At 62.1% G+C, this 26,402-nt stretch carries 29 protein-coding genes, 1 tRNA gene and 1 pseudogene; 21 read left to right on the top strand and 10 right to left on the bottom strand.

Going from position 1 to position 26,402, the window contains the following annotated elements; genetic code table 11:
- The first annotated feature begins 2 nt into the window (after positions 1-2).
- The 5 genes and pseudogenes from RQ479_RS20645 to RQ479_RS20625 all read left to right on the top strand — a co-directional run bounded on the left by RQ479_RS20645 (position 3) and on the right by RQ479_RS20625 (position 4,176).
- Positions 3-1,094 carry an amino acid ABC transporter permease gene (locus RQ479_RS20645; protein WP_292659233.1) on the top strand — a complete coding sequence of 364 codons (1,092 nt, stop codon included), beginning with the start codon at positions 3-5 and terminating at the stop codon, positions 1,092-1,094.
- 11 nt (positions 1,095-1,105) lie between these two features.
- A complete protein-coding gene (locus RQ479_RS20640) occupies positions 1,106-1,888 on the top strand; it encodes an amino acid ABC transporter ATP-binding protein (RefSeq protein ID WP_376702424.1) in 783 nt (260 codons plus the stop codon).
- Between the two features lie 275 nt (positions 1,889-2,163).
- Positions 2,164-3,330, top strand: coding sequence for an FAD-dependent monooxygenase (locus RQ479_RS20635; protein ID WP_376702423.1), 1,167 nt, complete (start codon positions 2,164-2,166; stop codon positions 3,328-3,330).
- 55 nt (positions 3,331-3,385) lie between these two features.
- Positions 3,386-3,724: pseudogene (locus RQ479_RS20630) on the top strand (multicopper oxidase domain-containing protein); the annotation flags it as partial.
- Positions 3,725-3,750: 26 nt separating this feature from the next.
- Positions 3,751-4,176 (top strand): YqaA family protein, encoded by a 426-nt coding sequence (locus tag RQ479_RS20625; protein ID WP_376702422.1) that lies wholly within the window; start codon positions 3,751-3,753, stop codon positions 4,174-4,176.
- 272 nt (positions 4,177-4,448) lie between these two features.
- Here the strand turns inward: RQ479_RS20625 and RQ479_RS20620 are convergent, their stop codons facing one another.
- Complete coding sequence (locus tag RQ479_RS20620; protein ID WP_376702421.1) at positions 4,449-4,955, bottom strand: hypothetical protein; 507 nt, start codon at positions 4,953-4,955, stop codon at positions 4,449-4,451.
- Between the two features lie 141 nt (positions 4,956-5,096).
- Between RQ479_RS20620 and RQ479_RS20615 the strand changes: the two genes are divergently transcribed.
- The 6 genes from RQ479_RS20615 to RQ479_RS20590 all read left to right on the top strand — a co-directional run bounded on the left by RQ479_RS20615 (position 5,097) and on the right by RQ479_RS20590 (position 11,194).
- Positions 5,097-6,557, top strand: a complete 1,461-nt coding sequence (locus tag RQ479_RS20615; protein WP_376702420.1) for a TolC family protein — start codon at positions 5,097-5,099, stop codon at positions 6,555-6,557.
- A gap of 17 nt (positions 6,558-6,574) precedes the next feature.
- On the top strand, positions 6,575-7,933 hold the full coding sequence (locus tag RQ479_RS20610; protein ID WP_376702419.1) for a multicopper oxidase family protein: 1,359 nt from the start codon (positions 6,575-6,577) through the stop codon (positions 7,931-7,933).
- 42 nt (positions 7,934-7,975) lie between these two features.
- Entirely contained in the window at positions 7,976-8,464 is a 489-nt protein-coding gene (locus RQ479_RS20605; RefSeq protein ID WP_376702418.1) for a plastocyanin/azurin family copper-binding protein, read from the top strand.
- A 23-nt stretch (positions 8,465-8,487) separates the two neighbouring features.
- Entirely contained in the window at positions 8,488-8,772 is a 285-nt protein-coding gene (locus RQ479_RS20600) for a copper-binding protein (protein WP_292659246.1), read from the top strand.
- 399 nt (positions 8,773-9,171) lie between these two features.
- On the top strand, positions 9,172-9,849 hold the full coding sequence (locus tag RQ479_RS20595; RefSeq protein WP_292659248.1) for a response regulator transcription factor: 678 nt from the start codon (positions 9,172-9,174) through the stop codon (positions 9,847-9,849).
- A gap of 91 nt (positions 9,850-9,940) precedes the next feature.
- Positions 9,941-11,194, top strand: a complete 1,254-nt coding sequence (locus RQ479_RS20590; protein ID WP_376702417.1) for a sensor histidine kinase — start codon at positions 9,941-9,943, stop codon at positions 11,192-11,194.
- A gap of 130 nt (positions 11,195-11,324) precedes the next feature.
- On the opposite strand, the gene RQ479_RS20585 is transcribed toward RQ479_RS20590, so the two are convergent.
- Positions 11,325-11,603 carry a hypothetical protein gene (locus tag RQ479_RS20585; RefSeq protein WP_376702416.1) on the bottom strand — a complete coding sequence of 93 codons (279 nt, stop codon included), beginning with the start codon at positions 11,601-11,603 and terminating at the stop codon, positions 11,325-11,327.
- A gap of 470 nt (positions 11,604-12,073) precedes the next feature.
- On the opposite strand from RQ479_RS20585, the gene RQ479_RS20580 reads away from it, so the two are divergent.
- Positions 12,074-13,261, top strand: a complete 1,188-nt coding sequence (locus RQ479_RS20580; RefSeq protein ID WP_376702415.1) for an IS481 family transposase — start codon at positions 12,074-12,076, stop codon at positions 13,259-13,261.
- Between the two features lie 40 nt (positions 13,262-13,301).
- Here the strand turns inward: RQ479_RS20580 and RQ479_RS20575 are convergent.
- Positions 13,302-13,378 (bottom strand) — tRNA-Arg (locus RQ479_RS20575).
- A gap of 164 nt (positions 13,379-13,542) precedes the next feature.
- Positions 13,543-14,463 (bottom strand): zinc-binding dehydrogenase, encoded by a 921-nt coding sequence (locus RQ479_RS20570; RefSeq protein ID WP_376702414.1) that lies wholly within the window; start codon positions 14,461-14,463, stop codon positions 13,543-13,545.
- 198 nt (positions 14,464-14,661) lie between these two features.
- On the opposite strand from RQ479_RS20570, the gene RQ479_RS20565 reads away from it, so the two are divergent.
- Positions 14,662-15,468 carry a helix-turn-helix transcriptional regulator gene (locus tag RQ479_RS20565; RefSeq protein ID WP_376702413.1) on the top strand — a complete coding sequence of 269 codons (807 nt, stop codon included), beginning with the start codon at positions 14,662-14,664 and terminating at the stop codon, positions 15,466-15,468.
- 84 nt (positions 15,469-15,552) lie between these two features.
- On the opposite strand, the gene RQ479_RS20560 is transcribed toward RQ479_RS20565, so the two are convergent.
- On the bottom strand, positions 15,553-16,443 hold the full coding sequence (locus RQ479_RS20560; protein WP_376702412.1) for a D-alanyl-D-alanine carboxypeptidase family protein: 891 nt from the start codon (positions 16,441-16,443) through the stop codon (positions 15,553-15,555).
- Positions 16,444-16,680: 237 nt separating this feature from the next.
- Between RQ479_RS20560 and RQ479_RS20555 the strand changes: the two genes are divergently transcribed.
- The 3 genes from RQ479_RS20555 (at position 16,681) to RQ479_RS20545 (ending at position 19,148) form a co-directional block, all read left to right on the top strand.
- The gene (locus tag RQ479_RS20555) at positions 16,681-17,787 is read left to right on the top strand and encodes a hypothetical protein (RefSeq protein ID WP_376702411.1); all 1,107 of its coding nucleotides are present in this window, start codon (positions 16,681-16,683) and stop codon (positions 17,785-17,787) included.
- A 289-nt stretch (positions 17,788-18,076) separates the two neighbouring features.
- Complete coding sequence (locus RQ479_RS20550; protein WP_376702410.1) at positions 18,077-18,697, top strand: nucleoside triphosphate hydrolase; 621 nt, start codon at positions 18,077-18,079, stop codon at positions 18,695-18,697.
- 85 nt (positions 18,698-18,782) lie between these two features.
- A complete protein-coding gene (locus RQ479_RS20545; RefSeq protein ID WP_352467767.1) occupies positions 18,783-19,148 on the top strand; it encodes a hypothetical protein in 366 nt (121 codons plus the stop codon).
- A 21-nt stretch (positions 19,149-19,169) separates the two neighbouring features.
- On the opposite strand, the gene RQ479_RS20540 is transcribed toward RQ479_RS20545, so the two are convergent.
- From RQ479_RS20540 to RQ479_RS20530, 3 genes are all read right to left on the bottom strand, one after another.
- Positions 19,170-19,874: a glutathione S-transferase family protein gene (locus RQ479_RS20540; protein WP_376702409.1), complete on the bottom strand. Its 705-nt coding sequence runs from the start codon at positions 19,872-19,874 to the stop codon at positions 19,170-19,172.
- A 136-nt stretch (positions 19,875-20,010) separates the two neighbouring features.
- Entirely contained in the window at positions 20,011-21,219 is a 1,209-nt protein-coding gene (locus RQ479_RS20535) for a beta-ketoacyl-[acyl-carrier-protein] synthase family protein (protein WP_352467770.1), read from the bottom strand.
- Between the two features lie 4 nt (positions 21,220-21,223).
- Positions 21,224-21,478 carry an acyl carrier protein gene (locus tag RQ479_RS20530; protein WP_023677013.1) on the bottom strand — a complete coding sequence of 85 codons (255 nt, stop codon included), beginning with the start codon at positions 21,476-21,478 and terminating at the stop codon, positions 21,224-21,226.
- Between the two features lie 223 nt (positions 21,479-21,701).
- Here RQ479_RS20530 and RQ479_RS20525 point away from each other — a divergent pair, with 223 nt between their 5' ends.
- The 4 genes from RQ479_RS20525 to RQ479_RS20510 are packed head-to-tail and all read left to right on the top strand — an operon-like array spanning position 21,702 to position 23,464.
- A complete protein-coding gene (locus RQ479_RS20525) occupies positions 21,702-22,523 on the top strand; it encodes an urease accessory protein UreD (protein WP_376702407.1) in 822 nt (273 codons plus the stop codon).
- 28 nt (positions 22,524-22,551) lie between these two features.
- Complete coding sequence (locus RQ479_RS20520; protein ID WP_023677011.1) at positions 22,552-22,854, top strand: urease subunit gamma; 303 nt, start codon at positions 22,552-22,554, stop codon at positions 22,852-22,854.
- Between the two features lie 19 nt (positions 22,855-22,873).
- Positions 22,874-23,143: a DUF1272 domain-containing protein gene (locus tag RQ479_RS20515; protein WP_376702406.1), complete on the top strand. Its 270-nt coding sequence runs from the start codon at positions 22,874-22,876 to the stop codon at positions 23,141-23,143.
- A gap of 15 nt (positions 23,144-23,158) precedes the next feature.
- Positions 23,159-23,464 carry an urease subunit beta gene (locus RQ479_RS20510; RefSeq protein WP_352567600.1) on the top strand — a complete coding sequence of 102 codons (306 nt, stop codon included), beginning with the start codon at positions 23,159-23,161 and terminating at the stop codon, positions 23,462-23,464.
- Positions 23,465-23,490: 26 nt separating this feature from the next.
- On the opposite strand, the gene RQ479_RS20505 is transcribed toward RQ479_RS20510, so the two are convergent.
- Positions 23,491-23,985 carry a hypothetical protein gene (locus RQ479_RS20505; RefSeq protein ID WP_376702405.1) on the bottom strand — a complete coding sequence of 165 codons (495 nt, stop codon included), beginning with the start codon at positions 23,983-23,985 and terminating at the stop codon, positions 23,491-23,493.
- Positions 23,986-24,111: 126 nt separating this feature from the next.
- Positions 24,112-24,495 carry a hypothetical protein gene (locus RQ479_RS20500; protein ID WP_023677006.1) on the bottom strand — a complete coding sequence of 128 codons (384 nt, stop codon included), beginning with the start codon at positions 24,493-24,495 and terminating at the stop codon, positions 24,112-24,114.
- A 179-nt stretch (positions 24,496-24,674) separates the two neighbouring features.
- Here RQ479_RS20500 and ureC point away from each other — a divergent pair, with 179 nt between their 5' ends.
- Complete coding sequence (gene ureC / locus RQ479_RS20495) at positions 24,675-26,387, top strand: urease subunit alpha (RefSeq protein WP_376702404.1); 1,713 nt, start codon at positions 24,675-24,677, stop codon at positions 26,385-26,387.
- Positions 26,388-26,402 lie beyond the last annotated feature (15 nt).

Genomic DNA, 26,402 nt, shown 5'->3' with positions numbered 1-26,402 from the left:
CCATGAAGGCCCTGTCTCTTCCCCTTCCGGCCGAGCCAATGCCAGGACAGATCCGCTTCGGCGCTTTGCGGCGGTCAGCCATTCTCCTGTTCGGCACGCCGCTCAATGCCGTCCTGACGCTGTTGTTCGGCGTTCTGCTCGTCACGACGGTGCCGCCGATGCTGCACTGGCTGGTAATCGACGCCGTGCTGTTCGACCCCAGTCCACGCGCGTGCCGGGTGGCCACCGGAGCGTGCTGGAGCTTCATCTACGCCAAGTCCGGGCAGTTGCTGTTCGGCATCTATCCGCTCGACGAACGCTGGCGCCCCGCCATCGTCTGCGTGCTCATCCTGGCGCTGCTTGCCTGGTCGGTGCGGCCCGCCAGCTGGGCTCCGCGGCTGGCAGCGCTCTGGGTGGCGGCGCTCGTGTTGATCTTCTGGCTGATGGCCGGCGGTTTCGGCCTAGCCGAGGTTCCGACCTCGTCCTGGGGCGGCCTGCCGGTGACACTCATCCTCACCGTCGTTGCCATCGGCGTCGCCTTCCCCGTCGGCATCCTCCTGGCGCTGGCCAGGCGCTCGACCATGCCCACGATACGCATCGGCGCTGTAGTCCTGATAGAATCGGTGCGCGGACTACCGCTCCTCTCAATCCTGTTCGTAGCGTCGATCATGATGCCGCTGTTCCTGCCCGAGGCCCTCTTGCCTGACAAGTTCGTGCGCGCGCTGGTCGCGCTCACCATTTTCGCCGCGGCTTATCTCGCCGAGGTGATCCGCGGCGGCCTGCAGGCCATTCCGAATGGCCAGTACGAGGCCGCGGCTGCGGTTGGCCTGCCCTTCTGGCGCACGCAATATCTGGTGATCCTGCCGCAGGCGATCCGGGTGGCCATCCCGGCGCTCGCCAACACCATCATCGTCATGATCAAGAACACCAGCCTTGTCCTGGTGGTCGGTCTGTTCGACCTGATCAGCTCCGGTAAAGCGGCGCTGGCCGACCCGGACTGGCCATCGCCAGCGGCCGAGACGTTCCTGTTTATCGGGGCGATCTTCTTCGCACTCTCGTTCTCATTCGCCCGCTTCGCCGACTTCCTGGAGCGGCGCGGCCCCACCGCTCACTAGGAAATGTTGTGATGTTATCGTCCGCCGCCAAGCGCGTTCCGCCCATCCCCGATCCCAATGATCCGCCGGCAATCGAAATGACCGGGATGAACAAGTGGTACGGGAACTTCCATGTGCTGAAGGATATCAACTTGACAGTCCTTCGCGGCGAAAAGCTGGTGATCTGCGGGCCCTCGGGCTCGGGCAAGTCGACCATCATCCGTTGCATCAACCGGCTGGAGGAGCACCAGCAGGGACAGATCGTCGTCGACGGCGTCGAACTCACCAATGATTTGAAGAAGATAGACCTAATTCGCCGCGACATCGGCATGGTGTTCCAGCATTTCAACCTGTTCCCGCACCTGACCATTCTGGAGAACCTGACGCTGGCGCCGATCTGGGTGCGCAGGATGCGGCGCGCGCAAGCCGAGCAGACCGCCATGCATTATCTGGAACGGGTGAAGATTCCGGACCAGGCGCACAAATATCCCGGCCAGCTTTCAGGCGGTCAGCAGCAGCGGGTTGCGATCGCGCGCGCGCTCTGTATGAGCCCGAAAATCATGCTCTTCGACGAGCCGACGTCGGCACTCGATCCGGAAATGGTCAAAGAAGTGCTCGACACCATGATCGCGCTGGCTGGGGATGGCATGACCGTGCTGTGTGTCACACACGAGATGGGATTTGCCCGCCAGATCGCCGACCGCGTCGTCTTCATGGACCAGGGCGAGATCGTTGAGATGAACACGCCCTCGGAATTCTTCTCGCATCCGCGTCACCAGCGCAGCAAACTGTTCCTTACCCAGATCCTGAACTAGCTCGATCTCATAGAGAGAGTTCATCAGCTACGGATCAATGAGCCACCTCTCTGAGATCCCGCACCAAAATGCCCGTGGCAGGGGACCGGCAATGGATCGCCCGCCCTCTGACCATGCCCTGGCAATCTCGAGCACATCCAGAGCCTGGCTCGGCCCGGCAGAACTCACTTCGAGCGAAATTGGAGAAAGCGTGTGGCGTGTTTCACCTGCCTTTCGCCGGGAACAATTTGATGTCGCAAAGTGTTCCCGCGTGAAGAAGGCGAAGGACCGTGAACATGCGCGCAGTCATCATTGGCGCAGGAATCGCCGGACTTGCAGTTGCCAAGGGACTGCGACTCCTCGGATGGGAGACCGAGATTTACGAGCAGGCGAGCGAACTAAAGCCTCTGGGTGCGGGCCTCAGTCTTAGCGCTAATGCGCTTCGTGCCCTTCGTGTACTCGGGCTCTACGAAACGGTTGTTGCCGAGGCGCAGCCGATACACAGACTCGATCTTCTCGACGACGAAGGACAAGTCCTTCAATCGACGGATTTTCAGCGCTTCAGCCAGCGATATGGTCACCTCAGTATGGCCGTGCTGCACCGCGGCGATCTCCATCGGGCGCTTCTTACGGAGCTGCCGCGCTCTATTATTCGCACCGACATGGAATGCGTGGATGCCCGCCAGGTCGGCGACAAAATCGTCCTGCACTTCGCGGATGGGGAGATAGTGGAAAGCGAGCTGGTGCTCGCTTGCGATGGCATTCACTCCGCTGTTCGTAGGGCACTCTTTCCAGAGTCGCGCGAGCATTTCGCCCGCTACGCCTGTTGGCGCGCCATCTCGCCCGGTCTCCCCCAGGGAATGGACCCTGCGCGTCTTACCGAGAGCTGGGGGGCCGGCAAACGCATCGGGCTGGCCGCGATTCCCGGCGAAAGGGTCTACTGGTTTGCGTGCTGCGGCGCCGAGCGCCTACACGACCCCAAGCTGGCTCAGGCCGATCTTGCCGGAGTGAAGGCGATGTTTTCCGGCTTTCACGATCCCGTCCCTGAGGTCCTCGATCGGACACCGGCGGACTCGCTGATCTGGACGGATATACTCGATCTCGATCCGATGCCCTCGTTTACGCGCGGAAATGCGGTTTTGCTTGGCGACGCCGCGCATGCCGTGACACCCGATCTAGGGCAAGGAGCTGGACTTGCCATGGAAGACGCGGCAGTTCTTACAGCGTTGTTCGGTCGGCTTCCAGCCGACGAGGCCCTCCGCGAATATGACAAGCGTCGTCTCGACAGGGCGCATAGGGTCGCGGCTGAATCGCGCCTCTATGCCAAAGTCGCGCAATGGCAGAACCCGCTTGTCGTCCCCCTTCGCAACTTGCTGGTAAAGAGCGTACCGGAGCGTTTCATGGACCGGCAGCTCGACGCGGTTCTCGATGTCGCGTTCGAACCCGTTAGGTCCGTCGCCTAACGCGGGCGATTTGGCTTGAGCATGTCGCTCGGGCAGTCTTCGGCATGCGCCGCCTGGCCGCGCCTATCCGTCAACCGACACGATCAGGATGAAGGTCGGTGAAACTCTGAAAGTGCGCTTCATTGGCACCAATGATGGGTTTATCCACCCGATGCACATCCACGGCGGTCCCTTCGAAGTTGTCGCCCGCGACGGCGGGACTATCCCGGAGTCGGCACGATTCCTTGCCGACACGGTCAACGTCGGACCAGGGCAACCCTACGATGTAGTCTGGCAGGCACGTCGGCCCGGAAAATGGTTGATCCATTGCCATATCGGGCATCATACAACCAACAACAACGTCGAAGAGAAGGGCGGCGGCGGACTGATGGTCGTAATCGATGTGCAACCCTGACGCCTACTCCGCAAAGCGACGAGTAGATGGAAGTCTTTGCCGTACACGGCGGTCTGTTTGCTGTTGCCTTCGCCGCGGCGACCATCCTTCCGGCACAATCGGAGGCCGCGCTTGCGGTATTCCTCGTTACCGGTTCCTTCTCGCCCGCAACGCTGGTTTTTGTCGCCAGCATGGGCAACGTCCTGGGTGCGCCGGCAAACTGGGGTCTTGGTCGAGGGATTGAACGCTTGCGGGACAGTCTGGTTTCTCTGCGTCCTGCGACGCTCAACCGGGCAACGAACTGGTATTGCCGTTATCGAAGATGGTCGCTCTTGTTGAGCTGGATGCCGATCATCGGCGGTCCGCTGACCATGGTGGCTGGGGTTATGCGCGAGCCGCTGTGGAGCTTTGTCGCTCTCGCGAAGGTTTCGCGTTATTTGCTTGTTGCCGGAGCGGTGCTGAGCCTGACCTAAGCCGAATCGCGGAATTGCAGCACAGTCGCGTTCATTTGGGCATGAGCCATAAACGGGCCATACAAAAATGTATGAAAAATTTTGTGGCGCATGGCGGCTTCGAGCCATACCGTCCGTGCAACCATCTTCACTTTTGGTTGCACTGCAGCAAACTCGTCGAAGGCGGCCTTGACAACTCAGCCGAACAATTGTGGGAAGGGCCGATGAGGACTGTTGGTCGAATCGCGATCCTAGGAAGCGTACCGCTCCGCGCTCTGCTGGCGGTCGTATTCCTAGTCATGTCGGCTCTCCAGCCTGGCTTGTTTGCCACGGCCAATGCCACGGGTTTTCACGCCAGCGCGGATCTCCAGGGCGAGACACCTGCACACGACATGGGCCATCACGGCGCCACCGGGAATGACGCGGACACGTCTGAGCATCAGCACGGCGACAAGCAATCCGCCGACAAGAGCTGTGAAGTCCATTGCGCGCCAGCACATGCGGTGCCAGTCGATTGTCCCGAGTTGGAGCATGTGGTCTCCCGCTGCTTTGCGCCCGTCATTGCCGTCACTTTGCCGCTCGGCGAATATAAAGCGCTCATAAGACCCCCCAGACACATCTGAACTGACGCCGCCCTTTCGGGCGTTCGCGCGCAGCGCCGGGAATCCGTTTCCGCGCGGCCAAACGCATACGTCAAACTTCAGGTCTATAATGAAAATCGCAAGCTCCGCGATGCTCGCATCGCTATTGGTTGCTGGATGCGCGGCAACCACGCCGCCGGACGTCCTTCCTGCCTTCAATCCGGCCGATCCCGTAATGGGCGTCCGTGATGCGCACTACCACCCGGTCATCGCCGACTATCGCCACCGCGAGCCGGTGGACCCGCAGAATTGGCGGCGTCTCAATGACGAGCTTTCTCCGACAAACAACGGAGTTGGCTCATGAGCGGCCGAATTAGAAAGCTGCTCGCGATCGGTTTGCTGCCGCTCGTGGTTGCCGGATGCACGACCACAGCGTCAGTGGATGGCATTTCCAGTCCAATGGCAGGCTTTGCCAGCATGGCCGCGCGGACCGGATCTGTGACTGGAAAGAAAACCGTTTGGGTGCAGTCCAGCGAGGAAGCGCGGACGGTGTCTCAGCGCGTGAAGGGTCTTGTCCAGAAAAAGACGATCGATCCGGACACAGCGGCGCAGGTCGCGCTGTTCAATAACAAGGGCCTGCAGGCGGCCTATGCTGAAATCGGACTGTCGGCTGCTGACGTCTGGCAGGAAACGATGCTCGTCAATCCGACGATCTCGGTCGGCATGATCGGCGTCGATCCCGTGCGGACGATTGAAGGAGCGGTGGTCGGCAACATCCTTGCGCTAACGACCCGTCATCGGCGCGTCGCAGTCGCGGATGCGCGTTTTCGTCAGGCCCAACTCCGCGCCGCCGAAGAAACCCTACGGCTGGCAGCCGACACACGGCGGGCGTGGATCAATGCTGTATCGGCCCAGGAAAGCGTCTCCTATCTCAGCCAGGCGCAAGCCGCCGCCGACGCTGCGTCCGAACTCGCTCAAAAACTGGGGGAGACCGGCGCTTTCACAAAAACCGGCCAGGCCCGCGAGCATGTCTTTTATGCCGAGATCGTGGGCCAGGCAGCGGAGGCTCGTCTCGCGGCCCGGACTGCCAAGGAAGAGCTCACCCGCCTGATGGGCCTTTGGGGACCAGATATCGATTATTCCGTTCCCAATAAGCTTCCGGCTTTGCCGAAGGGCGCTAAGGCCAAACGCGCAATCGAGGCGGAGGCACTAAAAAATCGTGTCGACCTTGAGATCGCGAAGCTCGAGCTGGAAGCGTTGGCGAAATCCTACGGCCTGACCGAGGCGACGCGCTACGTCAGCGACCTGGAACTCCTGTCTGGCGTGGAGGTGGAACGCGAAGAGTCAGAGGAGGGCGGCGAAACCGAGACGAGTGTCTCGCCCACTCTGGAGCTCGAATTCGTCATTCCGATTTTCGATACCGGCAAGGCACGCATGCGCAAGGCCGAGCTTGCCTACATGCAAGCCGCAAACCGGATGGCGGAGAAGGCTGTCAACGTCCGGTCGGAAGCCAGGTCGGCTTATGACGCTTACCGTTCGACCTACGACATTGCTCGGCACTATCGGAACAGTGTCGTGCCGCTGCGAACAAAGATCGAGGCGGAATCGGTCCTCACCTACAATGGCATGATTACCAACACGTTCGAGCTGCTGGCGGACACGCGCGCGAAAATCGGCTCGATCATGCTTTCCCTCAACGCCAAGCGCAATTTCTGGCTGGCCGACGTCAATCTCGGAACAGCCATCCATGGTGGCGGCACAAGCTCATCTGGAGGTGGCGACGCACCGGCCGCAGCCGAAGCAGGCGCCGAAGGCCACTGACACTCAAGGAGAACAAAATGCTTTCAAGACGTCAATTGCTAGGCGCGGGAGCCCTGCTCGCCGGCGCCACGGCGTGGACCAAAACGTCCGCGATGGGGTTGCCTGATGCTGCGATCATGGAATCCCCCGACATGCAGCCTCCGATCTTCCCGAGCAACGGGCCGGACTACCAGCCGGTGGTTACTCTCAACGGCTGGACACTGCCGCATCGCATGAACAACGGCGTGAAGGAGTTCCATCTGATCGCCGAGCCGGTTGAGCGGGAGATGGCGCCTGGCATGACTGCCTATCTTTGGGGCTACAACGGCCAGTCGCCCGGCCCGACTATTGAGGCGGTCGAGGGCGACAGGGTCCGCATCTTCGTGACCAACAAGCTTGCAGAACACACCACCATCCACTGGCACGGCATGATCCTGCCCAACGGCATGGACGGCGTCGGTGGCCTCACCCAGCCGCACATTCAGCCCGGCAAGACCTTCGTCTATGAGTTCGATCTCGTGAAGAGCGGGACGTTCATGTACCACCCACATGCCGACGAGATGGTCCAGATGGCCATGGGCATGATGGGCTTCTTCGTGATCCATCCTAAAGACCCGAAATACATGCGGGTCGACCGGGACTTCGTCTTCCTGCTGAACGCCTACGACATTGAACCGGGATCCTATGTCCCGAAGGTCATGGAGATGACTGACTTCAACCTGTGGTGCTGGAATAGCCGCATTTTTCCAGGCGTAAGCCCCCTGGTTGTATCGAAGAACGACAAAGTGCGCGTCAGGGTCGGCAATCTGACAATGACCAACCACCCGATCCACATGCACGGCTACGACTTCGAGGTGACCTGCACCGATGGCGGCTGGGTCCGCCCGGAGGCGCGTTGGCCGGAGGTCTCGATCGACATTCCCGTCGGCGCCATGCGGGCCTACGAGTTCAACGCCAAATACGAGGGCGACTGGGCAATCCACTGCCATAAATCGCACCACACCATGAATGCCATGGGCCACGACGTGCCCACGTTCATTGGCGTCGATAAGACAAGACTTGCCGAGAAGATCCGAAAAGTTCAGCCCGAATATATGCCGATGGGCAATCGCGGCATGGCCGACATGGGCGAAATGGAAATGCCGCTGCCCGATAACACCATCAAGATGATGGATGGCTGGGGGCAATTCGGCCCGATCGAGATGGGCTCCATGTTCTCAGTCGTAAAGGTTCGCGAGGGCCTTGCATCGAACGATTACGCCGATCCGGGATGGTACCAGCACCCGGAGGGAACCGTTGCCTACGAGTGGAAAGGGGGTGTCCCCGCTCCGACAAAGTCAGGCGACGCAAGAACGATGGCCCCGGCAGCGCACGGCGGTCACGGCAAACAGGGATGAGAAACCGACACCCTCAACCGCAACAATGAGAGAATGTGCAGCATGAAACATATTATCGCAGCGGCCGTTTTGATGGCGCTCAGTTCCGGAGCAGCTCTGGCCAGTGGAAGCCACGCCGGAGGCCATGGAGACAAAGCCGCCACCATGCCGATCGGCACTCCTGGCGAGGCGAGCAAGGCAAAGCGGACTATCAACATCTCCATGTCGGAGAAGGACGATGGAAAAATGTTGTTCCAGCCGGCGGTCCTCAAGGTGAGGAAGGGCGAGACCGTTCGCCTGAAGTTCGTCAACAAAGGCCAAGTCGACCACGAGTTCGTCATGGACGCCCATGACGGGATCATGGAGCACAAGGCGTTGATGGAGAAGTTCCCCGACATGGAGCACGCCGATCCCAACGCGATCCGGCTGGCGCCCGGCGCCAGAGGCGAGATCATCTGGACGTTCGCCAATGCCGGCGATTTCGGTTTCGGCTGCCTTGTGCCGGGTCACTACGATTCCGGCATGAAGGGCGACATCAGCGTCGCCAACTGACCCCAAACGCAAAGGAAGCAATCATGACACTATTGGTAAAGACACTCTCGACACTGGCGCTCGCGCTCGCCATCGGCGGGAGCGCGCTTGCGCAGGAATACGTGAAGGGCGAAGTCATCAAGGTCGACGCCAAACAGCAGAAGCTGACGATCAAGCATGGGCCGCTGACCAATCTCGACATGCCCGCAATGACGATGGTGTTCGTCGTCGCGGAGCAGGGCCTGCTCGACAAGGCCAAAAAGGGTCAGGCGATCGAGTTCACTGCCGACCGCGTCAATGGACGCATCACGGTCACCGGCATCAAGTGACCCGGACCAGCGCCGCGGGTTGAAAATCAATCCGCAGCCCAACTGACTGCTCTCGCAAGCGATCCCGGCGCGATCGCTTGCGAGGTGATGAGCGCCGCGGATCAGCCTTTGCTGGACTTGTGGCACAATGAAGGGATACGCCAAAATGACGCTACAAGTGGTCAATATTCGTGAAAGCTGCAAGGCGCTTTCGCTTGCAAACCGTGTTGTCGATCCAGTCTATGGATGTTGAGACAGCAAAACCCAGTACCTGGCTGATGGAAAAACTGCGTCACCGACCAATGGCGCCGAGCCAGGCAAAGCCCCACTGAGATATCGCTTCGTCCGCATCGCTGACAGAAGCAACGGATAAAAGGTCATCAACGCTTGGCGCGCCAGGCCAGATGAGAGATTGCTATTATGAAAATTCTTCTAGTCGAAGACGACGAACAAATCAGCCGTTACATCGAAAATGGACTGAGCTCTTCCGGCCATGTGATCGATGTCCTGACAGACGGGCGCGATGCTTTGCTTGTCGGACTGCGCGAACCCTATGACGTCGCAATTGTGGATCGGATGCTCCCTGGCCTCGATGGCTTGTCGCTCGTGCGGGGTCTTCGAGGCGCTGGCGGAAAGGTGCCAGTGATCTTCCTAACGGCCGTAGGCGGTGTCAACGATCGAGTTGAAGGATTGGAGGCAGGTGCGGACGATTACTTGATCAAGCCCTTTGCATTCTCCGAACTCCTGGCTCGGATCAATGCTCTGCAAAGGCGCCCTCCGATCACCGCCGAAAAGGCAAAGCTGAAGGTGGCTGATCTGGAACTGGATCTCTTCAGCCGCCTCGCCACCCGAGGCGGAAAGACGATCGAATTGCTCCCTCGAGAATTCGCGCTGCTTGAACTGCTGATGCGTAACGAAGGCCGAATACTGACGAAGACCATGCTCCTTGAGCGGATCTGGAACTTCAACTTCGACCCGCAAAGCACCGTGGTGGAAACCCATATCAGCCGACTGCGGGCGAAGATCGACAAACCATTCGATGTTCCGCTCCTGCGCAATACACGCAATACCGGCTACACCATTCATGGCCAACGCTAGTATCGCCAGAAGCACGTCAATCCGACTTGCCGCGTTCTACATCTCCCTGTTTCTGTTCTCGTTCCTGGGAGCCAATTTCGTCGCTTACAACATGATCGCCGCCTATCTTTACGAGCGGCTGGATTCCCATGTGATGGAGCGGTTCCGGGAGATTTCTTCCACCTATGAAGCGAGCGGTGTCGACGGCGCTGCCGCCATGATCCGAAGCCACGGTCCCGCAATCAGGGGACAGGAGACGCTTTACGCACTGAAGGATCCCGAAGGCGACTTCCTGGCTGGCAACATTGATGTTTCCACCGTGCCGCCGGGATTTTCCACGCGCGCACCGACAAGCCACGAGGCGGCGCCCAATAACTACCGGCTCTACCGCAAGAACCTGGATGGCTACGACCTGACCGTCGGGGTAAGCTATGACGACACCAATCGCTTGCGCAGCATTGCGCTTATCAGCTTCGGCTGGGCAACGGCGATCGTGCTTGCTGGAGGTCTCGGCGCGGGCGCAGTTTTGGCGTTTCGCACGCGACGGCGCATCGCCAGACTCTCTGATGCGATGAAGTCCGTTGGCGCCGGCGATCTCGCTACCCGCCTGCCGGTCTCCTTGCGCACCGATGACATCGACGTGCTGGCGACTGAGGTCAATATCGCGCTGGCACAGCTACAGGCTAGTGTCGCGGCGATGACGCAGGTAACGACCGACATCGCTCACGACCTCAAGACGCCGGTAGGCCGGCTGTTTCTAACGCTTGAGGCTGCTTCCGAAAGCAAAGACCAAACGGCCACGAGATCCCTTATCGAAAAAGCGATGAGCGAAGTCTCGCATATAGCCGGCACGTTCGAGGGCTTGCTGCGCATCTCGCAGATCGAGTCCGGCGCACGCCGTTCCCGATTTGCGAAGGTGAACATTTCGGAACTGGTCGCCGAAATCTACGATATCTATAGTCACATCGTGGAAGACGCCGAGCGTTCGCTGGTTCTGTCCAATGACAGCCGAAACACGGCCTCATTCATATGGGGCGATGCCGATCTGCTGAAGCAGATGTGCGTGAACCTTATCGTCAACGCAATGCGCCACACGCAACGAGGGTCTCGGATTGCGATCGGTGTCACGACGCAGGCGAAGCGCTGCGCAATCGTCGTCAGCGACAACGGACCGGGCATCCCGGCGGCGGAGCGGCAAAAGGTGTTCAAACGCTTCTATCGCTTAGAAAAGAGCCGGACCACCGAAGGGACAGGGCTCGGTCTCAGTCTGGTCAAGGCGATATCGGACATTCATGGCGCGACAATTTCCGTGAAGGACAATAGGCCCGGCTTAATCGTGGAAACAGAGTTCCCGCGTAAACAGTAATTTGAGGTCAATCACTTAGACGGATGGTTCATATCGCTCGAGCGAAAGGGCAAACCAGCCGGCAGTGCTTCCGGTTGGTTTGCCCTGCCCTGGCTCCGTGGGAAGATGCGGAGCTGCGGTGTTGGTCTTGCTACCGGCCCGCCCAGCTGGCGCGCTGGCGGGGGCTCCCGCCCTGCCACGATGAGGGGCTCACAGCTTCGACTCGGTTATAGGGGGAATCGGTCTTCTCGTCATTGTCGAGCACTTGGGAAGATATTTCAGGGTTGGATGCCGATTTCGTGGTTTCGCCCGTCGATCCATGACTGTGCAAGACCTCGCCGATGCGAGGGCTTGTCGAGTTCGTGCCGCTGTTGGCGGCACCGGTCATTGCCGCGAAGACAATCAAAGCATATCCGATGGTGTGTTTCATGGTTCAGTCCTTTTGTCGAAATTGAGCGTTCGGACGCTCAGCAACAACAGGCTACCGGGTCGAAGTCACGGGCACCTTCCCTCGGATTTACATTTTTGTGATTCTCATGCGTGGCCTTGCCGCACAGCGGTTAGTCGGTCGTCCGCTCACTATGCCTCTATGATCGACTTATTTTGTAGGGGTCAAAAGCGCGACGACCCCGCGGCGGTCGATTGTTGGAAGTGACGTCGGCAGCGAGACGCCACCGCTACAAAGCTAGCTTCACTGGGCCATGTGTTGTCCAATTAGTTCGTCGACGATCGGGCAATCCGAGCCGAAACTACGCCAGCGCTTGCTAGTATATGGTGAGTTTGGGTTGCCCGATTATGGCGAGACGATAGCGTAAGTCTTTGATGCCCTTCCCGAGAGATGGGTGACAGTTCATTCCGGGCACATGGGTTACACAATCGGGCTTTTTGCGGGAGAGCAAAATGCCCTGGAAGGAGTGTAACCCGATGGATGAGCGTCTCAAGTTCGTCGCCCGCCTACTGGACGGCGAGAAGATGGCACAGCTATGCCGTGAGTTCGGCATCTCACGCAAGACCGGCTACAAGATTCTTGGCCGCTACAATGACTGTGGGCTGGAAGGGCTGACGGATCGCTCGCGCCGACCTTACCGGCACGCCAATCAGCTTCCTTTCCAAATCGAGAAGCTGATTGTGCGTGCCAAGCAGGACAAGCCGAGCTGGGGCGCGCCGAAGATCAGGGAGCGGCTGGCTCGGCTCTACCCGGATGTCCACACGCCGGCGATCTCGACGGTGCACGCGGTGCTCGACCGCCATAGCCTGGTCAAACGCCGCAAGCGGCGCCGCAACAGGGCGCAAGGGACGGCGCTCTCGCATGGCTGCCAGCCCAACGACCTGTGGTGCGCCGATTATAAGGGCGAGTTTATGCTGGCCGACCGGCGTTACTGCTATCCGCTGACGATCAGCGACTTCGCCAGTCGTTATCTGTTGGCCTGCGAGGCGCTTCACACCACCAAGGAGGCCTATGCCTTCACCGTGTTCGAGAGAGTTTTCAAGGAGTTCGGCCTGCCCAGCGCGATCAGGACCGACAACGGTGTGCCTTTCGCCAGCCCCAATGCCCTCTTCAACCTGTCCAGGTTGTCGGTCTGGTGGCTGAGGCTCGGCATCGAGATCGAGCGCATCAAGCCCGGCAATCCCCAGCAGAACGGCCGCCATGAACGCATGCATCTGACGCTCAAGCTCGAAACCACCAAGCCGGCCGGAAGCAACTTCCTGCAGCAGCAGGCCAGGTTCGATGACTTCGTTCAGGAATTCAACACCGAACGCCCGCACCAGGCGCTCGATATGGCTTGCCCAGCCGAGCGCTACAGCGCCTCACCACGGCCCTATCGCGGACTACCCGATCTCGAGTATCCCTTCCACGACAAGGCCGTCACCGTCACCACCTGCGGCCGCATCTGCTTCGACCGTAAGAAGATCAATCTCAGCCTCGTCTTCGCTGGCCAAAAAGTCGGCATCAAACAGGTCGACGACCGAATCTGGCTGGCTAGCTTCATGGATTATGATTTGGGATACTTCGACGATGAGACATGCAGGCTCGAACCACTTCAAAACCCCTTCGGGCCAAAAGTGTTACCCATGTCTCCGGTATAAACCGTAACCTATGTGTCCAGAATGGACCCCCCTGAAACTTTGGCGCACCCGACAGGATTCGAACCTGTGACCTCTGCCTTCGGAGGGCAGCGCTCTATCCAGCTGAGCTACGGGTGCCTTCAGGATCGGCGATCCCAAAAACGAACCAGCCGGTAAACCGGCCAGCCACGGCTTCTTAGCGGAAGCCGGGCCGGGCTTCAACGGGCAATCGCGGATGGGCTCAAGTTGCCGTAGCAGCCCTGGGGGAGCCAGACACTGTCCCGTCCGGCGCCACCGACTGCTCATTCCGTAATGGTAAGCACTGCCTTGCCGCTGATGCTGCGTTGCCGCAGCGCGTCCAGGGCCTGGCCGACGTCCCGCCACGGCACGGTCAGGACCACGCGCGTTTCGAGCCGGCCGGCTGCGATCAGCGCGAGCAGCGAGGCGATGTCGGCGCCTACCTGCGGACCGGAAGCGTAGTAGGCGAAGGTCTGCAGCCGCGCGCCTTCGTGACCCGGCACGAACTGGCGGAACCCGATGGGCGTGAGTTCGCCGCTGCTCGAGCCGAACATGACGATGGTCCCGCCGGGCGCGACCCGTTCGATGGCGTGGGCGAGGCTTTCGCCGCCGACCGACTCGGTAATCAGCGAGAACAGTCCTTCGGCCAGCTCGATCGTTTCGACGACCCGCTCGGCTCCCAGGCCGCGGAGATCGCCGGCATGCCGGGCGGCGGCGACCGCCACCACCGACGCGCCCTGCTGGCGGGCGATCTGGACCTGGAAACGGCCGACGGCGCCGCTTGCGCCGGTAATCAGGACCCGCTGGCCGGCCAGGTCGCCGCCGTGGCGCAGCGTCCGCAGCGCGGTCGTGCCCGCGACCGGAACGGTGGCGGCGGCGACGAAGCTGACGTCGTCCGGCAGCACGGCGAGGTGGTCGGTTGGAACGGCGACACGTTCGGCCCACCCGGCCTCGTCGACCAAAGCCGCAACCCGGGCGCCGACGGCCGGCCCGGAGCCGTCGGCCGCCGCGCGCTCGACAATTCCGGCGACGTCCTGGCCAGGCACCCAGCCGTTCGGGCGGATGTTGAGCAGGCGCAGTTCGCCGCGGTTCAGCGAGACTGCCCGGACCGAAACCAGCGCCTCGTTTGGGGTGGGCTCGGGCTCGCCAAGCTCGGCGAGCCTCAACCCGGTGGCGCTATCGAGAGATTTGATTAAGCCGAGCATGGTTCGTACCTTCCTGCTGCTGGCGGACGCCAGCCTGTTTTCGTGCGCGGGCTTGTTGGTCCGACGTTCAGAACGCAAGCAGGGCACTGAAAGCCCGCCCTGTCGGCTCCTGAGTTCCTCATCCGGTGGCCTAAATTATCGACTTTCCTGTTTGAGTAATTCAGATATCTTGGCATTTAATCGCTAAAATTAGTCAATATGAGACAACCGCTCCGCTACCCCTGGCCTTTCGATCCGGATGACGTGCTGGCCCCGGCAATCGCCGTGCGCGTTGACGTTACCGAGACCAGGGCGGAGGTGCCGGACCACCGCCACCGCAAAGGCCAACTCGTCTTCGCACTCGGCGGTGGCGTCACATGTCGCGTTCCCAGCGGCCTGTGGATGGTGCCGCCGCATTGCGCGGTGTGGATTCCAGGCGACATGGAGCACAGCAATCTCGCGACCGCCAATGCCCGGATTTTCTTCGTCTATATCGAGCCGGGAGCCGCCGACCTGCCGGACCGGTGCTGCACGCTGTCGATCTCGCCGTTGCTGCGCGAGCTCATCATCGAGCTGGCGGATCGCGGTGAGGACGATGAGGCGAGGGGCGAGCTCCTGACCAGGGTACTGCTAACCGAACTGCCGCGCATGCCTGTCCAGCAGCTACATCTGCCGGTCTCGTCCGAGCCGCGCTTGAGGCGCATCGCGGCGGCGTTGGCGCAAGACCCTGCCGACCGCAGCACCCTGGCGGAATGGGCCAGTCGCGTCGCGCTCAGCGAGAGCAGTCTCGCCCGTCTCGTGGTAAAGGAGACAGGGCTGACCTTTGGGCGCTGGCGCCAGCAATTGCATTTGATCGTCGCATTGCGCGAGCTGGCCTCCGGCGCCAGCGTGCAGCAGGTTTCGGCCGATCTCGGCTACGAATCGGTCACCGCCTTCATCACCATGTTCAAGAAAGCGCTTGGCAAGCCGCCGGCAAAGTATCTCAGCAGTGTCGCACAAAACGGCGGTTCAGCGTTTGTCGCCTGATGAGCCCGGCATGCGGCAGACTGAAGTTGTCCATCCCAGTGAATGAACGCCGATCCGGACCGTGGTTGGCAACTCCCCGATCCGTCACTGCTCCTCGGCGTACAGCAGCCGCGTCTTTGCCTCCGAGGTCGGCAACAGGCTGCGCTGGATCAGCGCCTCGACGTGGTCGTTGCGCTGGCGGGCGCTGTCGGCGCCCATCACCACGATGATCAGCCTGTGCCCGTCCGCATTATAGGAGGTAACGATGTTGAAGCCGGAAGCCCGGATGTAGCCGGTCTTGATGCCGTCGACGCCGCGCACCCGGCCGAGCATGTCGTTGTGGCCGCGCACCAGCCTGCCGCGAAACATGAAGTCGCTTTCGGAGAAATAGTGGAAATGCTGCGGGAAGCGGACGTGCAGCGCCATGCCGAGCACCGCCATGTCGCGCGCGCTGGTGTGCTGGTCGCCGTCCGGCAGGCCCGAGGCATTGCGGAAAACGGTGCTGCTCATGCCGATCTGGCGCGCCTTGGCGGTCATCATGCCGGCGAACGCCTCTTCGCTGCCGCCGAGATATTCGGCGACGGCGACCGCCACGTCATTGGCCGATTTGACGACGATGGCGCGGATCGCCGAATCGACGTCGATGGTCTCGCCGCGCCTGAACCGCAGCTTGGTCGGCGGCTGCCGGGCGGCATTGTCCGACACCGGAATTTGCGCCTCTTTGCTGATGCGGCCCTGGTCCAGCGCCTCGAACAGAAGGTAGAGCGTCATCATCTTGGTCAGTGACGCCGGATAGCGCGGCGCCGTCGAATTGACCTCGAACAGCGTCTTGCCGGTGCCGGCATCGATGACCATGGCAGCATATTTCTGCGGCGGCGCCGGTACCGCCAGCACGCTGTCGGGCGGCGTGACAGTCGTGCAGCCGGCAGCAAACAGCAGCAGCGCCAGCACCGCGACGTAATTGTGGATGAGCGAAAAGAAGCGGAAGGCGGACAAGTCAGTTCCGAAGGCAGGCTGTTTCTGAGACGAGGCGAAGCTATCTTAACGCAAAGGCACAGTCCATTTGGTTAATATCGGTCGGGGCCTGGTTTGGTGCCCTGTCCACAGGCGGACCTGGCGCCGTCTGATGGGAATTGCCGGCCACCGCGCTTGCGCAACCGGCGGCGAGTGGGCTTTGCTGGCGCCGCCAGAATCGGGCTGGCAGAATCGGGCCGGGAGGATCGGTAGGTGCACATGGATACGGTCACGATCGCGGCAAAGGGCATTTCGGTATCGGTCGATCTGGCCGTCGGCCATCTCGCCGACATGGCGATCGATATCGATGGCCGCCGGCTGAAGCCGCTGCATCGCGCATCCTGGGTCGGCGAGCCGCGCGAGACGCTGCCGAAAGACCTGCCTGAAGGGACGGTCCACCTGTCGGGCGATTTCCTCTGCGCGCCGTTCTCGACCAGCGACGTCGAAGCGGCACCTTTGCATGGCTGGCCGGCCAATAGTCGCTGGAACGTCGTCGACAGCGCCGCGACGGCCGATGGCTGGCGCGCCGTCTTGCGTCTGCAGCGCCCGGTCATGGGCGCAACCGTCGACAAGATTCTGACCTTGCGCGACGATCATCCCTTTCTCTATCAGGAGCACGTCTTTTCCGACGGTGCCGGCGCCATTCCCGTCGCCCATCACCCGATGACGGTAATGACGGCCGGCGGCAGGCTGGCCTTCTCGCCGAAGCGCCTTGCCGCGACGCCTAGCGAGGCGCCGGAGCCCGATCCGGCCCGCGGGCGCTCGTTGCTTGCCTACCCGGCGCGTAGCACCGACCTGACGCGCTTTCCCGCCGCCGATGGCGGCGCGATCGACCTGACCACCTATCGCATGGACCAGGAGCGTGAGGACTTCGTCACGCTGGTCGAGGCGGATCATGGCGGGCCGGGCTGGACCGCGCTGGCGCGCCAGGCGGAAGCCGATCTCGTGCTGGTGCTGAAGAACCCGGCCGAATTGCCGGTCACCATGCTGTGGGTCAGCAATGGCGGGCGCGATTATGCGCCATGGAGCGGCCGCCACCGCGGCGTGCTCGGCATCGAGGACGGCCGCACGGCCGTTGGCCACGCCGCCTCGCTCGGCGACAACTGGCTGAAGCGCGAAGGCGTGGCGACCGCCTTTGCCCTTTCTGAAGGGCGCAGCTTTTCGTTCCGCCATGTCATCGGCGCACTGCCATGGCCATCCGGCGAGCCGCCGCGCGACGTCACGACCTCGCCGGGCCGCATGCGCGTCCTGGCGGCTGACGACGCCGTGCGCGACATTGTCTTCGACAGCGATTTCCTGCGGATCGGGCAATCCGTTGCGGCCTAATTGGCGCTTCAGATTTCGGAGCGTTTGCGCTGCCCCTCACCTGCCTGCCGGCATCCTCTCCCCGTACAGTGACGGGGAGAGGGGCGCTCTCATCGACGGTTTCGCCAATCACCAGCGTCATAGGAAGGGCGCCAACATTTCGGCCAGCCCTTTCTCCCCGTCACTATACGGGGAGAAATGCCCGGCAGGGCAATGAGGGGCGGCGCGGATGTCGACAATTGGTACGGATTTGAAATTCCCCCGAACTGCCGCCAAGATAGGCCCGAAAAATTGTAGCGCGGAATCACTCATGTCCGAGATCGCCCATATCGCTGCTGCCATTTTCAAGCGCGCCGGCAAGGCACCGCGCTTCGTCGTTGCCATTGCCGGTCCGCCCGGCGCCGGCAAATCGACATTGTCGGCAGGCTTGCACGACCTGCTGCCGGAAGGCACGACGGAAGTCGTGCCGATGGACGGGTTCCATTACGACGATGTCGTGCTCGAGCGGCGCGGCCTCCGCCAGCGAAAGGGTGCCCCGGAAACCTTTGATTTTGCCGGCTTCGAAACGCTGCTGAAGCGCATCCGCGCCGGCGAGCCGGATGTCGCCATCCCGGTCTTCGACCGCAGCATGGAGCTGTCGCGCGCCGCCGCTGCGATCATCGCCGCCGAGACCAAATTCATCCTGGTCGAAGGCAATTATCTGCTGCTCGACGAAGAGCCATGGACGCGGCTGGCGCCGCTGTTCGACTTCTCGATCTTTGTCGATGTGCCGCGCGCCGAGCTCGAGCGCCGACTGCTGGAGCGATGGCACGAGCACGGCCGGTCCGACGAGGACGCGCGCGCCTGGATCGCTTCCAACGACATGCCGAACATCGATCGGGTGCTTGCCCGTCGGCGGCCCGCCGACCTGGTGGTCGGTGAGCAGGCCTGATCTGTAAGGACTGTTCGGCCGGAACCTTAAAACTTTCAGGCCGTTATCCCGGACACGGTAATTGTGTCGCATGAGGGAACAGTCGATGGAAACCATGGCAAGAAAGCCTGCGCCCGCCAAGGGCAGGGCAACACGATCAAAAGCAACCCGAGCGAAAACCAGCGCCGGCCCGGCAGCGGCGACGCGTTCCAAGGATGCGGCCAAGCCCAGCTTTGGCAAGGCAGCGCCGAAAAAGGTGATGCCCGCTGCGGCCAAGGCCGCAACTCCCAAAGCCGCCAGCCCTAAAAAGCCGGCAGGCAGCAGAGGATCGATCGCCGGCAGCGCAATGCGCACCGTCAAAACGACGGCCAACGTCGCCGCTGGTGCCGTGCTTGCGACCGCCAAAGGTGCGGCGTCGCTTGCCGCTTCCGTAGTCGGCAAGGGCTCGAAACGCCGGACCAAGGCAAAATAGCCGGGCCAGTCAGGGTTTTGATCAGGCTCTGGCCGGAATGGTGAGGCCCCTCTGTACCGCCGGCCGGGCAAGGCCGCGCTCCAGCCATGCGCCCACGCTGGGGAAGTCGTCGAAACCGACGAGTTCCCGTGCCTCGTAAAAGCCGATCAGATTGCGCACCCATCCAAGCATCGAAATGTCGGCGATGGTGTAGTCGTCGTCCATGATCCAGCTGCGGCCCTTGAGCCTCGTTTCGAGGACGCCGATCAGCCGTCGCGACTCGTAGCGATAACGTTCCAGCGGGCGCTTGTCGGCGATTTCGCGCCCGGCGAATTTGTGGAAGAAACCGACTTGGCCGAACATCGGGCCAATCGAAGCCATCTGGAAGAACACCCACTGGATCGTCTCGTAACGCAGCGTTGCGTCTGCCGGGACCAGCTTGCCGGTCTTGTCGCTGAGGTAGAGCAGGATGGCGCCGGATTCGAACAGGCCGATCGGCTTTCCGCCCGGGCCGTCCGGATCGATCATCGCCGGTATCTTGCCGTTCGGGTTCAAAGACAGGAATTCCGGGGTCCAGCTCTCGTTCTTGCCGATGTCGATGGCATGCGGATCGTACGGCAGGCCAAGTTCCTCCAGCGCGATCGATATCTTCACTCCGTTCGGCGTCGGAAACGAATAGAGCTGGATGCGGTCGGGGTGGCTCGCCGGCCAGCGCCTGGCGATCGGAAACGCGGACAGATCGGTCATCGAAACTCCTGGTCGGGGACCGCGCCGAGCGGCATGGTCATGGCGGGTCGCAGAGAGTTAGGCGCGACGCTTAGCGCGATCAATATGCGCATGGAAGGTTTCGCCGGCCCCGGTGAAGGGCCCGCAAGGCGTGCGGTCACACGGCCTTGACCGCCAGCACCGCATTGGTGCCGCCGAAGGCGAAGCTGTTGCTGATCGCGGTGCGCACGGTGCGTTCGCGCGCCACGTTCGGCGTGATGTCGAGATCGCAGTCGGCGTCGGCTTCCCGATAATTGGCGGTCGGCGGCACGATGCCTTCGCGGATCGCCATCACGCAGGCGATCATTTCCAGCGCGCCGGACGCGCCGAGACAGTGGGCATGCATCGATTTGGTCGAGGAGATAGAAAGCTTGTAGGCATGGCCGCCGAAGACACGCTTGATTGCCGCCGTCTCGATCTGGTCGTTGGCCTTGGTGCCGGTGCCATGCGCGTTGAGATAGTCGACGTCCTCCGGATTGAGCCCGGCATCGACGAGGCAGAAGCGCATCGCCGCCTCAGGCCCTTCGATAGTTGGCGCGACGATGTCGGAGGCGTCGGCGGAAAGGCCGACGCCGGCGATTTCGGCAAGGATGGCGGCGCCGCGCGCCATGGCATGCTCATATGTTTCCAGCACCACCATGCCGGCGCCTTCGCCGAGCACGAGCCCTTGGCGATCGGCCGAAAACGGCCGGCAGGTGTCAGGCGACAATACCCGCAGGGCCTCCCAGCCCTTGAGGATGCCCCAGACCAGCGGCGCATCGGTACCGCCGGCGACCATGACGTCGGCCCGGCCGAGCCTGATCTGGTCGACCGCCGAGGCAATGGCGTGGTTGGATGACGAGCAGGCAGAGGTGATGCCGAACACCGGTCCGCGCAGACCAAGATTCATGCTGACATGGCCGGCGGCTGCGCCCGGCATTACTTTCGGTACGGTGAAGATGCCGGCGCGGTTCTTGCCTTCGAGCAGGATGGCGCGATAGTTCTCTTCGATAGCCTCCCAGCCGCAGACGCCGACGCCGACGATGGTGCCCATCCGGTAGGTGTTGGCCGCGTGCGGGTTCAATCCCGCCTGCTGTGCCGCCTCCCGCGCGGCGATCGTCGCCAGAAGGCTGAAGCGGTCCATCGACACGACCTGCTTGCGGTCGATGCCGTGCTCGGGAAGCGCCTTGATTTCGCAGCCGACCTTGACCTTCAGATCATGCAGCAGCGGATTGTCGATCGCGCCGATTGCCGAACGGCCGGCGCGCATCTCATTCCAGATTGCCGGTGCATTGGTGCCGAGGCCGCATAATCCGCCGATGCCCGTGATGACGATGCGCTTGTGCATTCAGTCAGGCTTTTTTCGCGATCAGCGCGCGAACCGCCTCGACCATGTCGCCGACATTCTTCAGATTGCTCCAGGCATCGACCGTGTTCATCTCGATTTCGATGCCATACTCTTCCTCGAGATCGAAGATGATTTCCGTCAGTTCCAGCGAATGGATGCCAAGGGCGGTCAGTTCGGTACTGGTGGTGATTTCCTCGCCGCCCGGCTCGGCATGAGCCTTGATCTTGGCGATGATATCGTTTGCCAGCTGGTCAGCCATTCGGTTTCTTCCCCAACTCTGTCGTTTCCCGACGCCAACTGATCAGCGCCCCTTTTGTCCTCGATTACGTCGTCATCGTCGCCTTTTACCCCCGCCAAGCGCCGGTGACCGTACCAAGGTGGCTCCCTCTATAGAAACCGAAACGCTGTCAAGCAACAAGCTATATATCGACAAAGCCGCCGCAGTGCTTAACGTTGGTGTCGTGGATACGATCGCATATAGCTTGACCTCAGTGCCGCCGGCCCAGCGCGTTGCCGGCGTTGCGCGGCTTGGCTGCGACTGGAACGGAGGCCGCACGCGTCTTCGGCGCCTGTACCAGGACGGTTCGGCCAAGATCCGCATGCCGGCGGTCTCGGCCGATCCGCTCGAAGCTGTCCTGATCAACACCGCCGGTGGGCTGACCGGTGGCGACCGTCTCGCCTGGGAGGTCGATGTCGGTGCCGGCGCCTCCGCAACCATAACAACGCAGGCCTGCGAGAAAATCTACCGCGCCGCATCCGACCGTGCCGAAGTGCGGGTGCAGCTGACCGTCGGCGAAGGCGGCCACATTGCCTGGCTGCCGCAGGAAACCATCGTCTTCGACCGCTCGGCCTTTGCCCGCACGCTTGACGTGGAGCTTGCCGCCGGAGCCGAGGCGCTGATCCTGGAGGCTACCGTCTTCGGCCGCCTGGCCATGGGTGAACGGGCTTCGCAAGGCCAATTCCATGACCGCTGGCGCGTCCGCCAGGAGACGGCGCTGATTCACGCCGAGGAGTTCCGCATCGGGCCGGACATTGCGGCCACCTTGAACCACACGGCAGCGGCCGGCGGTGCCGTCGCCGTGGCGACGCTGCTGATGGTGTCGCCGCGGGCAGAGGCTTTGCTCGAGCCGGCCCGGGGCATGGTCGGCGGCCAGGGCGGCGTGAGTTTCTGGAATGTACGGAAATCTGGCAAGCTTCTTGCGAGACTGTTCGCCGAGGACGGCTACCAGCTCCGCAAGCGGCTGGTGCCGCTTGTCGAATTGCTCAACGGACGGGCGGGCCTGCCCAAATTATGGTCACTTTGATTTTGATTATACCACCGCAGGAAAACGCATGAATCTAACGCCGAGGGAGAAAGACAAGCTGCTGATCGCCATGGCGGCGATCGTGGCCCGCAAGCGGCTCGAACGCGGCGTCAAGCTCAACCACCCGGAAGCGATCGCGCTGATAACCGATTTCGTCGTCGAGGGTGCCCGTGACGGCCGCGCGGTCGCCGAGCTAATGGAGGCCGGCGCGCATGTCGTCACCCGGGCCCAGGTGATGGAAGGCATTGCCGAAATGATCCACGATGTGCAGGTCGAGGCGACGTTTCCCGACGGCACCAAGCTGGTGACCGTGCACGAGCCGATCAGATAACACCGCCAGGGAGAGGAAAATGCTTGAGCTGCGTCCCAACTGCGAGTGCTGCGACAAAGATCTGCCGGCCGATGCGACGGATGCGGTGATCTGCACCTTCGAATGCACCTTCTGCGCCGACTGCGCACAAAACGTGCTCGGCGGCGCCTGTCCGAATTGCGGCGGCAACTTCTCGGCCCGGCCGATCCGTCCGGCAGCGCTGCTGACGAAATATCCGGCCTCCACCAGACGTGTGCTGAAGGCTGAAGGCTGCGACCCCCCGCAAGGCCGCCTGATCCGGCGACCGTGAAACGGAAGGCAATCAATGATCCCCGGCGAAATCATCACGGCAAGCGGCGAGATAGAGCTGAACAAGGGACTGGCGACGGTCACCTTGAAGGTAGCCAACAGCGGCGACCGGCCGATCCAGGTCGGCAGCCATTACCACTTCTTCGAGACCAATGAGGGACTGAGATTCGATCGCGACAAGGCCCGCGGCATGCGCCTCGACATCGCTGCCGGCACAGCCATGCGCTTCGAGCCTGGCCAGGAGCGCGACGTTACCCTGGTGCCGCTCGGCGGCAAGCGCGAGGTCTACGGGTTTCAGCAGAAGATCATGGGCGCGCTGTGAGATCGAAGGCGTCGAGCAGGTTCGGCTCAGCCGGGCGGCTTGGCCGCCGCGTAAATGACGACCTTTCCCGGATCGTCGAATTCTACCGCCAGAACGTCCTCGGTCTGCACTCGCCGCGAGTCGATGGCGTTGAACAGCAATGCGTTCGCCTCGATCTCCTTGCGCAGCTCGGCAATGTCGTCCCGATGTTGCCTGACCTTGTTCTCGATCGCCGGCGGCGGGCCGCCTTCGGTGCGCGCGGCATCGGTAAGAAACACGATATCGACCTTGTCGAGCTTGGATGTCTTTCGCACGGCAGCGATGTTCTCACGCGTGCGGTCGATCGCCGAACTGACCTTGCCGGCTTCCGCATTTGTCTTGGTCTCTTCCTGGCCGACCTCCGAGCCGACGATCCGGTTGACGGTCTCGGCGCTGTCCAGGCTTTGCGCGTTCAGCGCGGCGTGCGGAATGCTGGCTGCCAGAAACGCGGTCGTGGCAATCCCATGCAGCCATCTGGTGTCGGAGAAGGTGGTGATCGCCATTGCTCGTTCTCAGGCTCCTTTTCGAGGCTTGTGTCAGGGCGACAGGACCGAAACGTAACGTCCCCCGTGAAGGTTCCCTTTGCGATGCGGCGGGCTGACCGGGCGCCGGCCCGCCGCTTCGTCTCGTCAGCTCGCTTTCTTGGTGATCAGCGTCAGCGCGCCATTGGTGCTCATGCTGGCGGCGATCACCTGCGCCGAGGTGAGCCCCTTGGCTTCGAGCGCGGATTTGACCTGCGGTGTCGCGTCGATCGAGCCGCGCAGTTTCTGCAGGTCGGCATCGCTGCGCTTTGCGATCACCTCGTTGACCTTGGCTTGAGTGTCCGCCGGCAGATCCTTGATATCGACGACGTTGATGGCCTGGATGGTGGGCGCCTGTGGCTGCGCCCCGGGCGCGGCAGGAGCAGGCGCGGCCGGCGCCGGACTGGGCTGCTGAGCAGGCTGTTGCTGGGCGCTGGCGGCGGTTGCGAGCACCAGCGTGGCGGCGGCTGCCAGAAGAGTCGTTTTGCGCATGGATGTTCCTTTCCATCGATTGGCAAATGGTCGTTTTGGGGTGGCCCGGCCACCTCAAACGCTAAATGGGATCGGAAAGTGTCGCTCAGCGGGTCATTGCGTGACCATAGGATGGCGGCAATGTGGGGCCCGGCTTCGACAAGCGGTATTTTCGGGCTGTATTTCGGGAGCAATTGCTGATGGCTAAAATCACCCGCGCCGCCTATGCGCAGATGTACGGCCCGACCGTTGGCGACAAGGTCCGGCTCGCCGACACCGAGCTGTTCATCGAGGTCGAAAAGGATCTCACCCTTTACGGTGAGGAGGTGAAATTCGGCGGCGGCAAGGTCATCCGCGATGGCATGGGCCAGAGCCAGGTTTCGCGCGCGCAAGGCGCGGTCGACACCGTCATCACCAATGCGCTGGTTGTCGATGCCACCGCCGGTATTGTCAAGGCGGATATCGGCCTCAGGGACGGCCGCATCGCCGCGATCGGCAAGGCCGGCAATCCGGATACTCAAGGCGGCGTCACCATCATCATCGGCCCCGGCACCGAGATCATCGCCGGCGAGGGCAAGATCCTGACCGCCGGCGGCTTTGATGCGCATATCCACTTCATCTGCCCGCAGCAGATCGAGGAAGCGCTGATGTCGGGCATCACCACCATGCTCGGCGGCGGCACCGGCCCGGCGCACGGTACGCTGGCGACCACCTGCACGCCGGGGCCGTGGCATCTGGCGCGCATGATCCAGTCTTTCGACGCCTTCCCGATGAATATCGGCCTGTCGGGCAAGGGCAACGCGTCGCTGCCTGCCGCGCTCGAGGAGATGGTGCTCGCCGGCGCCTGCTCGCTGAAGCTGCACGAGGACTGGGGCACAACGCCGGCTGCAATCGACTGCTGCCTGTCGGTCGCCGACGATTACGACGTGCAGGTGATGATCCACACCGACACGCTGAACGAGTCCGGCTTCGTCGAAAACACGGTCGCAGCGATCAAGGGCCGCACCATTCACGCCTTCCACACCGAAGGCGCCGGCGGCGGCCACGCGCCTGATATCATCAAGGTCTGCGGCCTGCCCAACGTCATTCCGTCCTCGACCAATCCGACCCGCCCCTACACGGTCAACACGCTGGCCGAACACCTCGACATGCTGATGGTCTGTCATCACCTGTCGCCGTCGATCCCCGAAGACATCGCCTTTGCCGAGAGCCGCATCCGCAAGGAAACCATCGCCGCCGAAGACATTCTGCACGACATCGGCGCCTTCTCGATCATCTCATCGGACAGCCAGGCCATGGGCCGTGTCGGCGAAGTGGCGATCCGCACCTGGCAGACCGCCGACAAGATGAAGCGCCAGCGCGGTTCGCTGCCTCAGGAGACCGGCGACAACGACAATTTCCGCGTCCGCCGCTACATCGCCAAATACACCATCAATCCGGCCATCGCGCATGGACTGTCGAAGGACATCGGCTCGGTGGCGGTCGGAAAACGCGCCGATCTTGTGCTGTGGAACCCGGCCTTCTTCGGCGTCAAGCCGGACATGGTGCTGATCGGCGGCATGATCGCCGCCGCCCCGATGGGCGATCCCAACGCCTCGATCCCGACGCCGCAGCCGATGCACTATCGGCCGATGTTCGGCGCCTATGGCAAGGCGATGACCAATTCGTCGGTGACCTTCGTTTCGAAGGCGGCCCTCGATTCCGGCCTGCGCGGCAGGCTGGGCGTCGACAAGCAGATGGTGGCGGTCGAGAACACCCGCGGCGGCATCGGCAAGCACTCGATGGTGCTCAACGACGCCACGCCGCATGTCGAGGTCGACCCCGAAACCTACGAGGTCCGCGCCGACGGTGAACTCCTGACCTGCGAGCCGGCCACCGTGCTGCCGATGGCGCAACGCTACTTCCTGTTCTGAACCATAGGCGCTAGA

Origin of the sequence: Mesorhizobium sp. ISC25 (assembly GCF_042295465.1) — a bacterium.
Lineage (GTDB): Bacteria > Pseudomonadota > Alphaproteobacteria > Rhizobiales > Rhizobiaceae > Mesorhizobium.
This window is presented reverse-complemented; position numbering and strand designations above follow the sequence as displayed.

Excerpts from the sequence above, each read along its gene's own strand:
- RQ479_RS20515 (WP_376702406.1), top strand. The coding sequence starts at position 22,874 with ATGCTTGAGCTGCGTCCCAACTGCGAGTGCTGCGACAAAGATCTGCCG.
- RQ479_RS20535 (WP_352467770.1), bottom strand. The coding sequence starts at position 21,219 with ATGCACAAGCGCATCGTCATCACGGGCATCGGCGGATTATGCGGCCTC.
- RQ479_RS20625 (WP_376702422.1), top strand. The coding sequence starts at position 3,751 with ATGGAAGTCTTTGCCGTACACGGCGGTCTGTTTGCTGTTGCCTTCGCC.
- RQ479_RS20605 (WP_376702418.1), top strand. The coding sequence starts at position 7,976 with ATGAAACATATTATCGCAGCGGCCGTTTTGATGGCGCTCAGTTCCGGA.
- RQ479_RS20540 (WP_376702409.1), bottom strand. The coding sequence starts at position 19,874 with ATGACCGATCTGTCCGCGTTTCCGATCGCCAGGCGCTGGCCGGCGAGC.
- RQ479_RS20635 (WP_376702423.1), top strand. The coding sequence starts at position 2,164 with ATGCGCGCAGTCATCATTGGCGCAGGAATCGCCGGACTTGCAGTTGCC.
- RQ479_RS20595 (WP_292659248.1), top strand. The coding sequence starts at position 9,172 with ATGAAAATTCTTCTAGTCGAAGACGACGAACAAATCAGCCGTTACATC.
- RQ479_RS20565 (WP_376702413.1), top strand. The coding sequence starts at position 14,662 with ATGAGACAACCGCTCCGCTACCCCTGGCCTTTCGATCCGGATGACGTG.
- RQ479_RS20555 (WP_376702411.1), top strand. The coding sequence starts at position 16,681 with ATGGATACGGTCACGATCGCGGCAAAGGGCATTTCGGTATCGGTCGAT.
- RQ479_RS20585 (WP_376702416.1), bottom strand. The coding sequence starts at position 11,603 with ATGAAACACACCATCGGATATGCTTTGATTGTCTTCGCGGCAATGACC.
- RQ479_RS20530 (WP_023677013.1), bottom strand. The coding sequence starts at position 21,478 with ATGGCTGACCAGCTGGCAAACGATATCATCGCCAAGATCAAGGCTCAT.
- RQ479_RS20545 (WP_352467767.1), top strand. The coding sequence starts at position 18,783 with ATGGAAACCATGGCAAGAAAGCCTGCGCCCGCCAAGGGCAGGGCAACA.
- RQ479_RS20520 (WP_023677011.1), top strand. The coding sequence starts at position 22,552 with ATGAATCTAACGCCGAGGGAGAAAGACAAGCTGCTGATCGCCATGGCG.
- ureC (WP_376702404.1), top strand. The coding sequence starts at position 24,675 with ATGGCTAAAATCACCCGCGCCGCCTATGCGCAGATGTACGGCCCGACC.
- RQ479_RS20610 (WP_376702419.1), top strand. The coding sequence starts at position 6,575 with ATGCTTTCAAGACGTCAATTGCTAGGCGCGGGAGCCCTGCTCGCCGGC.
- RQ479_RS20600 (WP_292659246.1), top strand. The coding sequence starts at position 8,488 with ATGACACTATTGGTAAAGACACTCTCGACACTGGCGCTCGCGCTCGCC.
- RQ479_RS20640 (WP_376702424.1), top strand. The coding sequence starts at position 1,106 with ATGTTATCGTCCGCCGCCAAGCGCGTTCCGCCCATCCCCGATCCCAAT.
- RQ479_RS20615 (WP_376702420.1), top strand. The coding sequence starts at position 5,097 with ATGAGCGGCCGAATTAGAAAGCTGCTCGCGATCGGTTTGCTGCCGCTC.
- RQ479_RS20590 (WP_376702417.1), top strand. The coding sequence starts at position 9,941 with ATGATCGCCGCCTATCTTTACGAGCGGCTGGATTCCCATGTGATGGAG.
- RQ479_RS20505 (WP_376702405.1), bottom strand. The coding sequence starts at position 23,985 with ATGGCGATCACCACCTTCTCCGACACCAGATGGCTGCATGGGATTGCC.
- RQ479_RS20580 (WP_376702415.1), top strand. The coding sequence starts at position 12,074 with ATGCCCTGGAAGGAGTGTAACCCGATGGATGAGCGTCTCAAGTTCGTC.
- RQ479_RS20500 (WP_023677006.1), bottom strand. The coding sequence starts at position 24,495 with ATGCGCAAAACGACTCTTCTGGCAGCCGCCGCCACGCTGGTGCTCGCA.
- RQ479_RS20510 (WP_352567600.1), top strand. The coding sequence starts at position 23,159 with ATGATCCCCGGCGAAATCATCACGGCAAGCGGCGAGATAGAGCTGAAC.
- RQ479_RS20645 (WP_292659233.1), top strand. The coding sequence starts at position 3 with ATGAAGGCCCTGTCTCTTCCCCTTCCGGCCGAGCCAATGCCAGGACAG.
- RQ479_RS20550 (WP_376702410.1), top strand. The coding sequence starts at position 18,077 with ATGTCCGAGATCGCCCATATCGCTGCTGCCATTTTCAAGCGCGCCGGC.
- RQ479_RS20570 (WP_376702414.1), bottom strand. The coding sequence starts at position 14,463 with ATGCTCGGCTTAATCAAATCTCTCGATAGCGCCACCGGGTTGAGGCTC.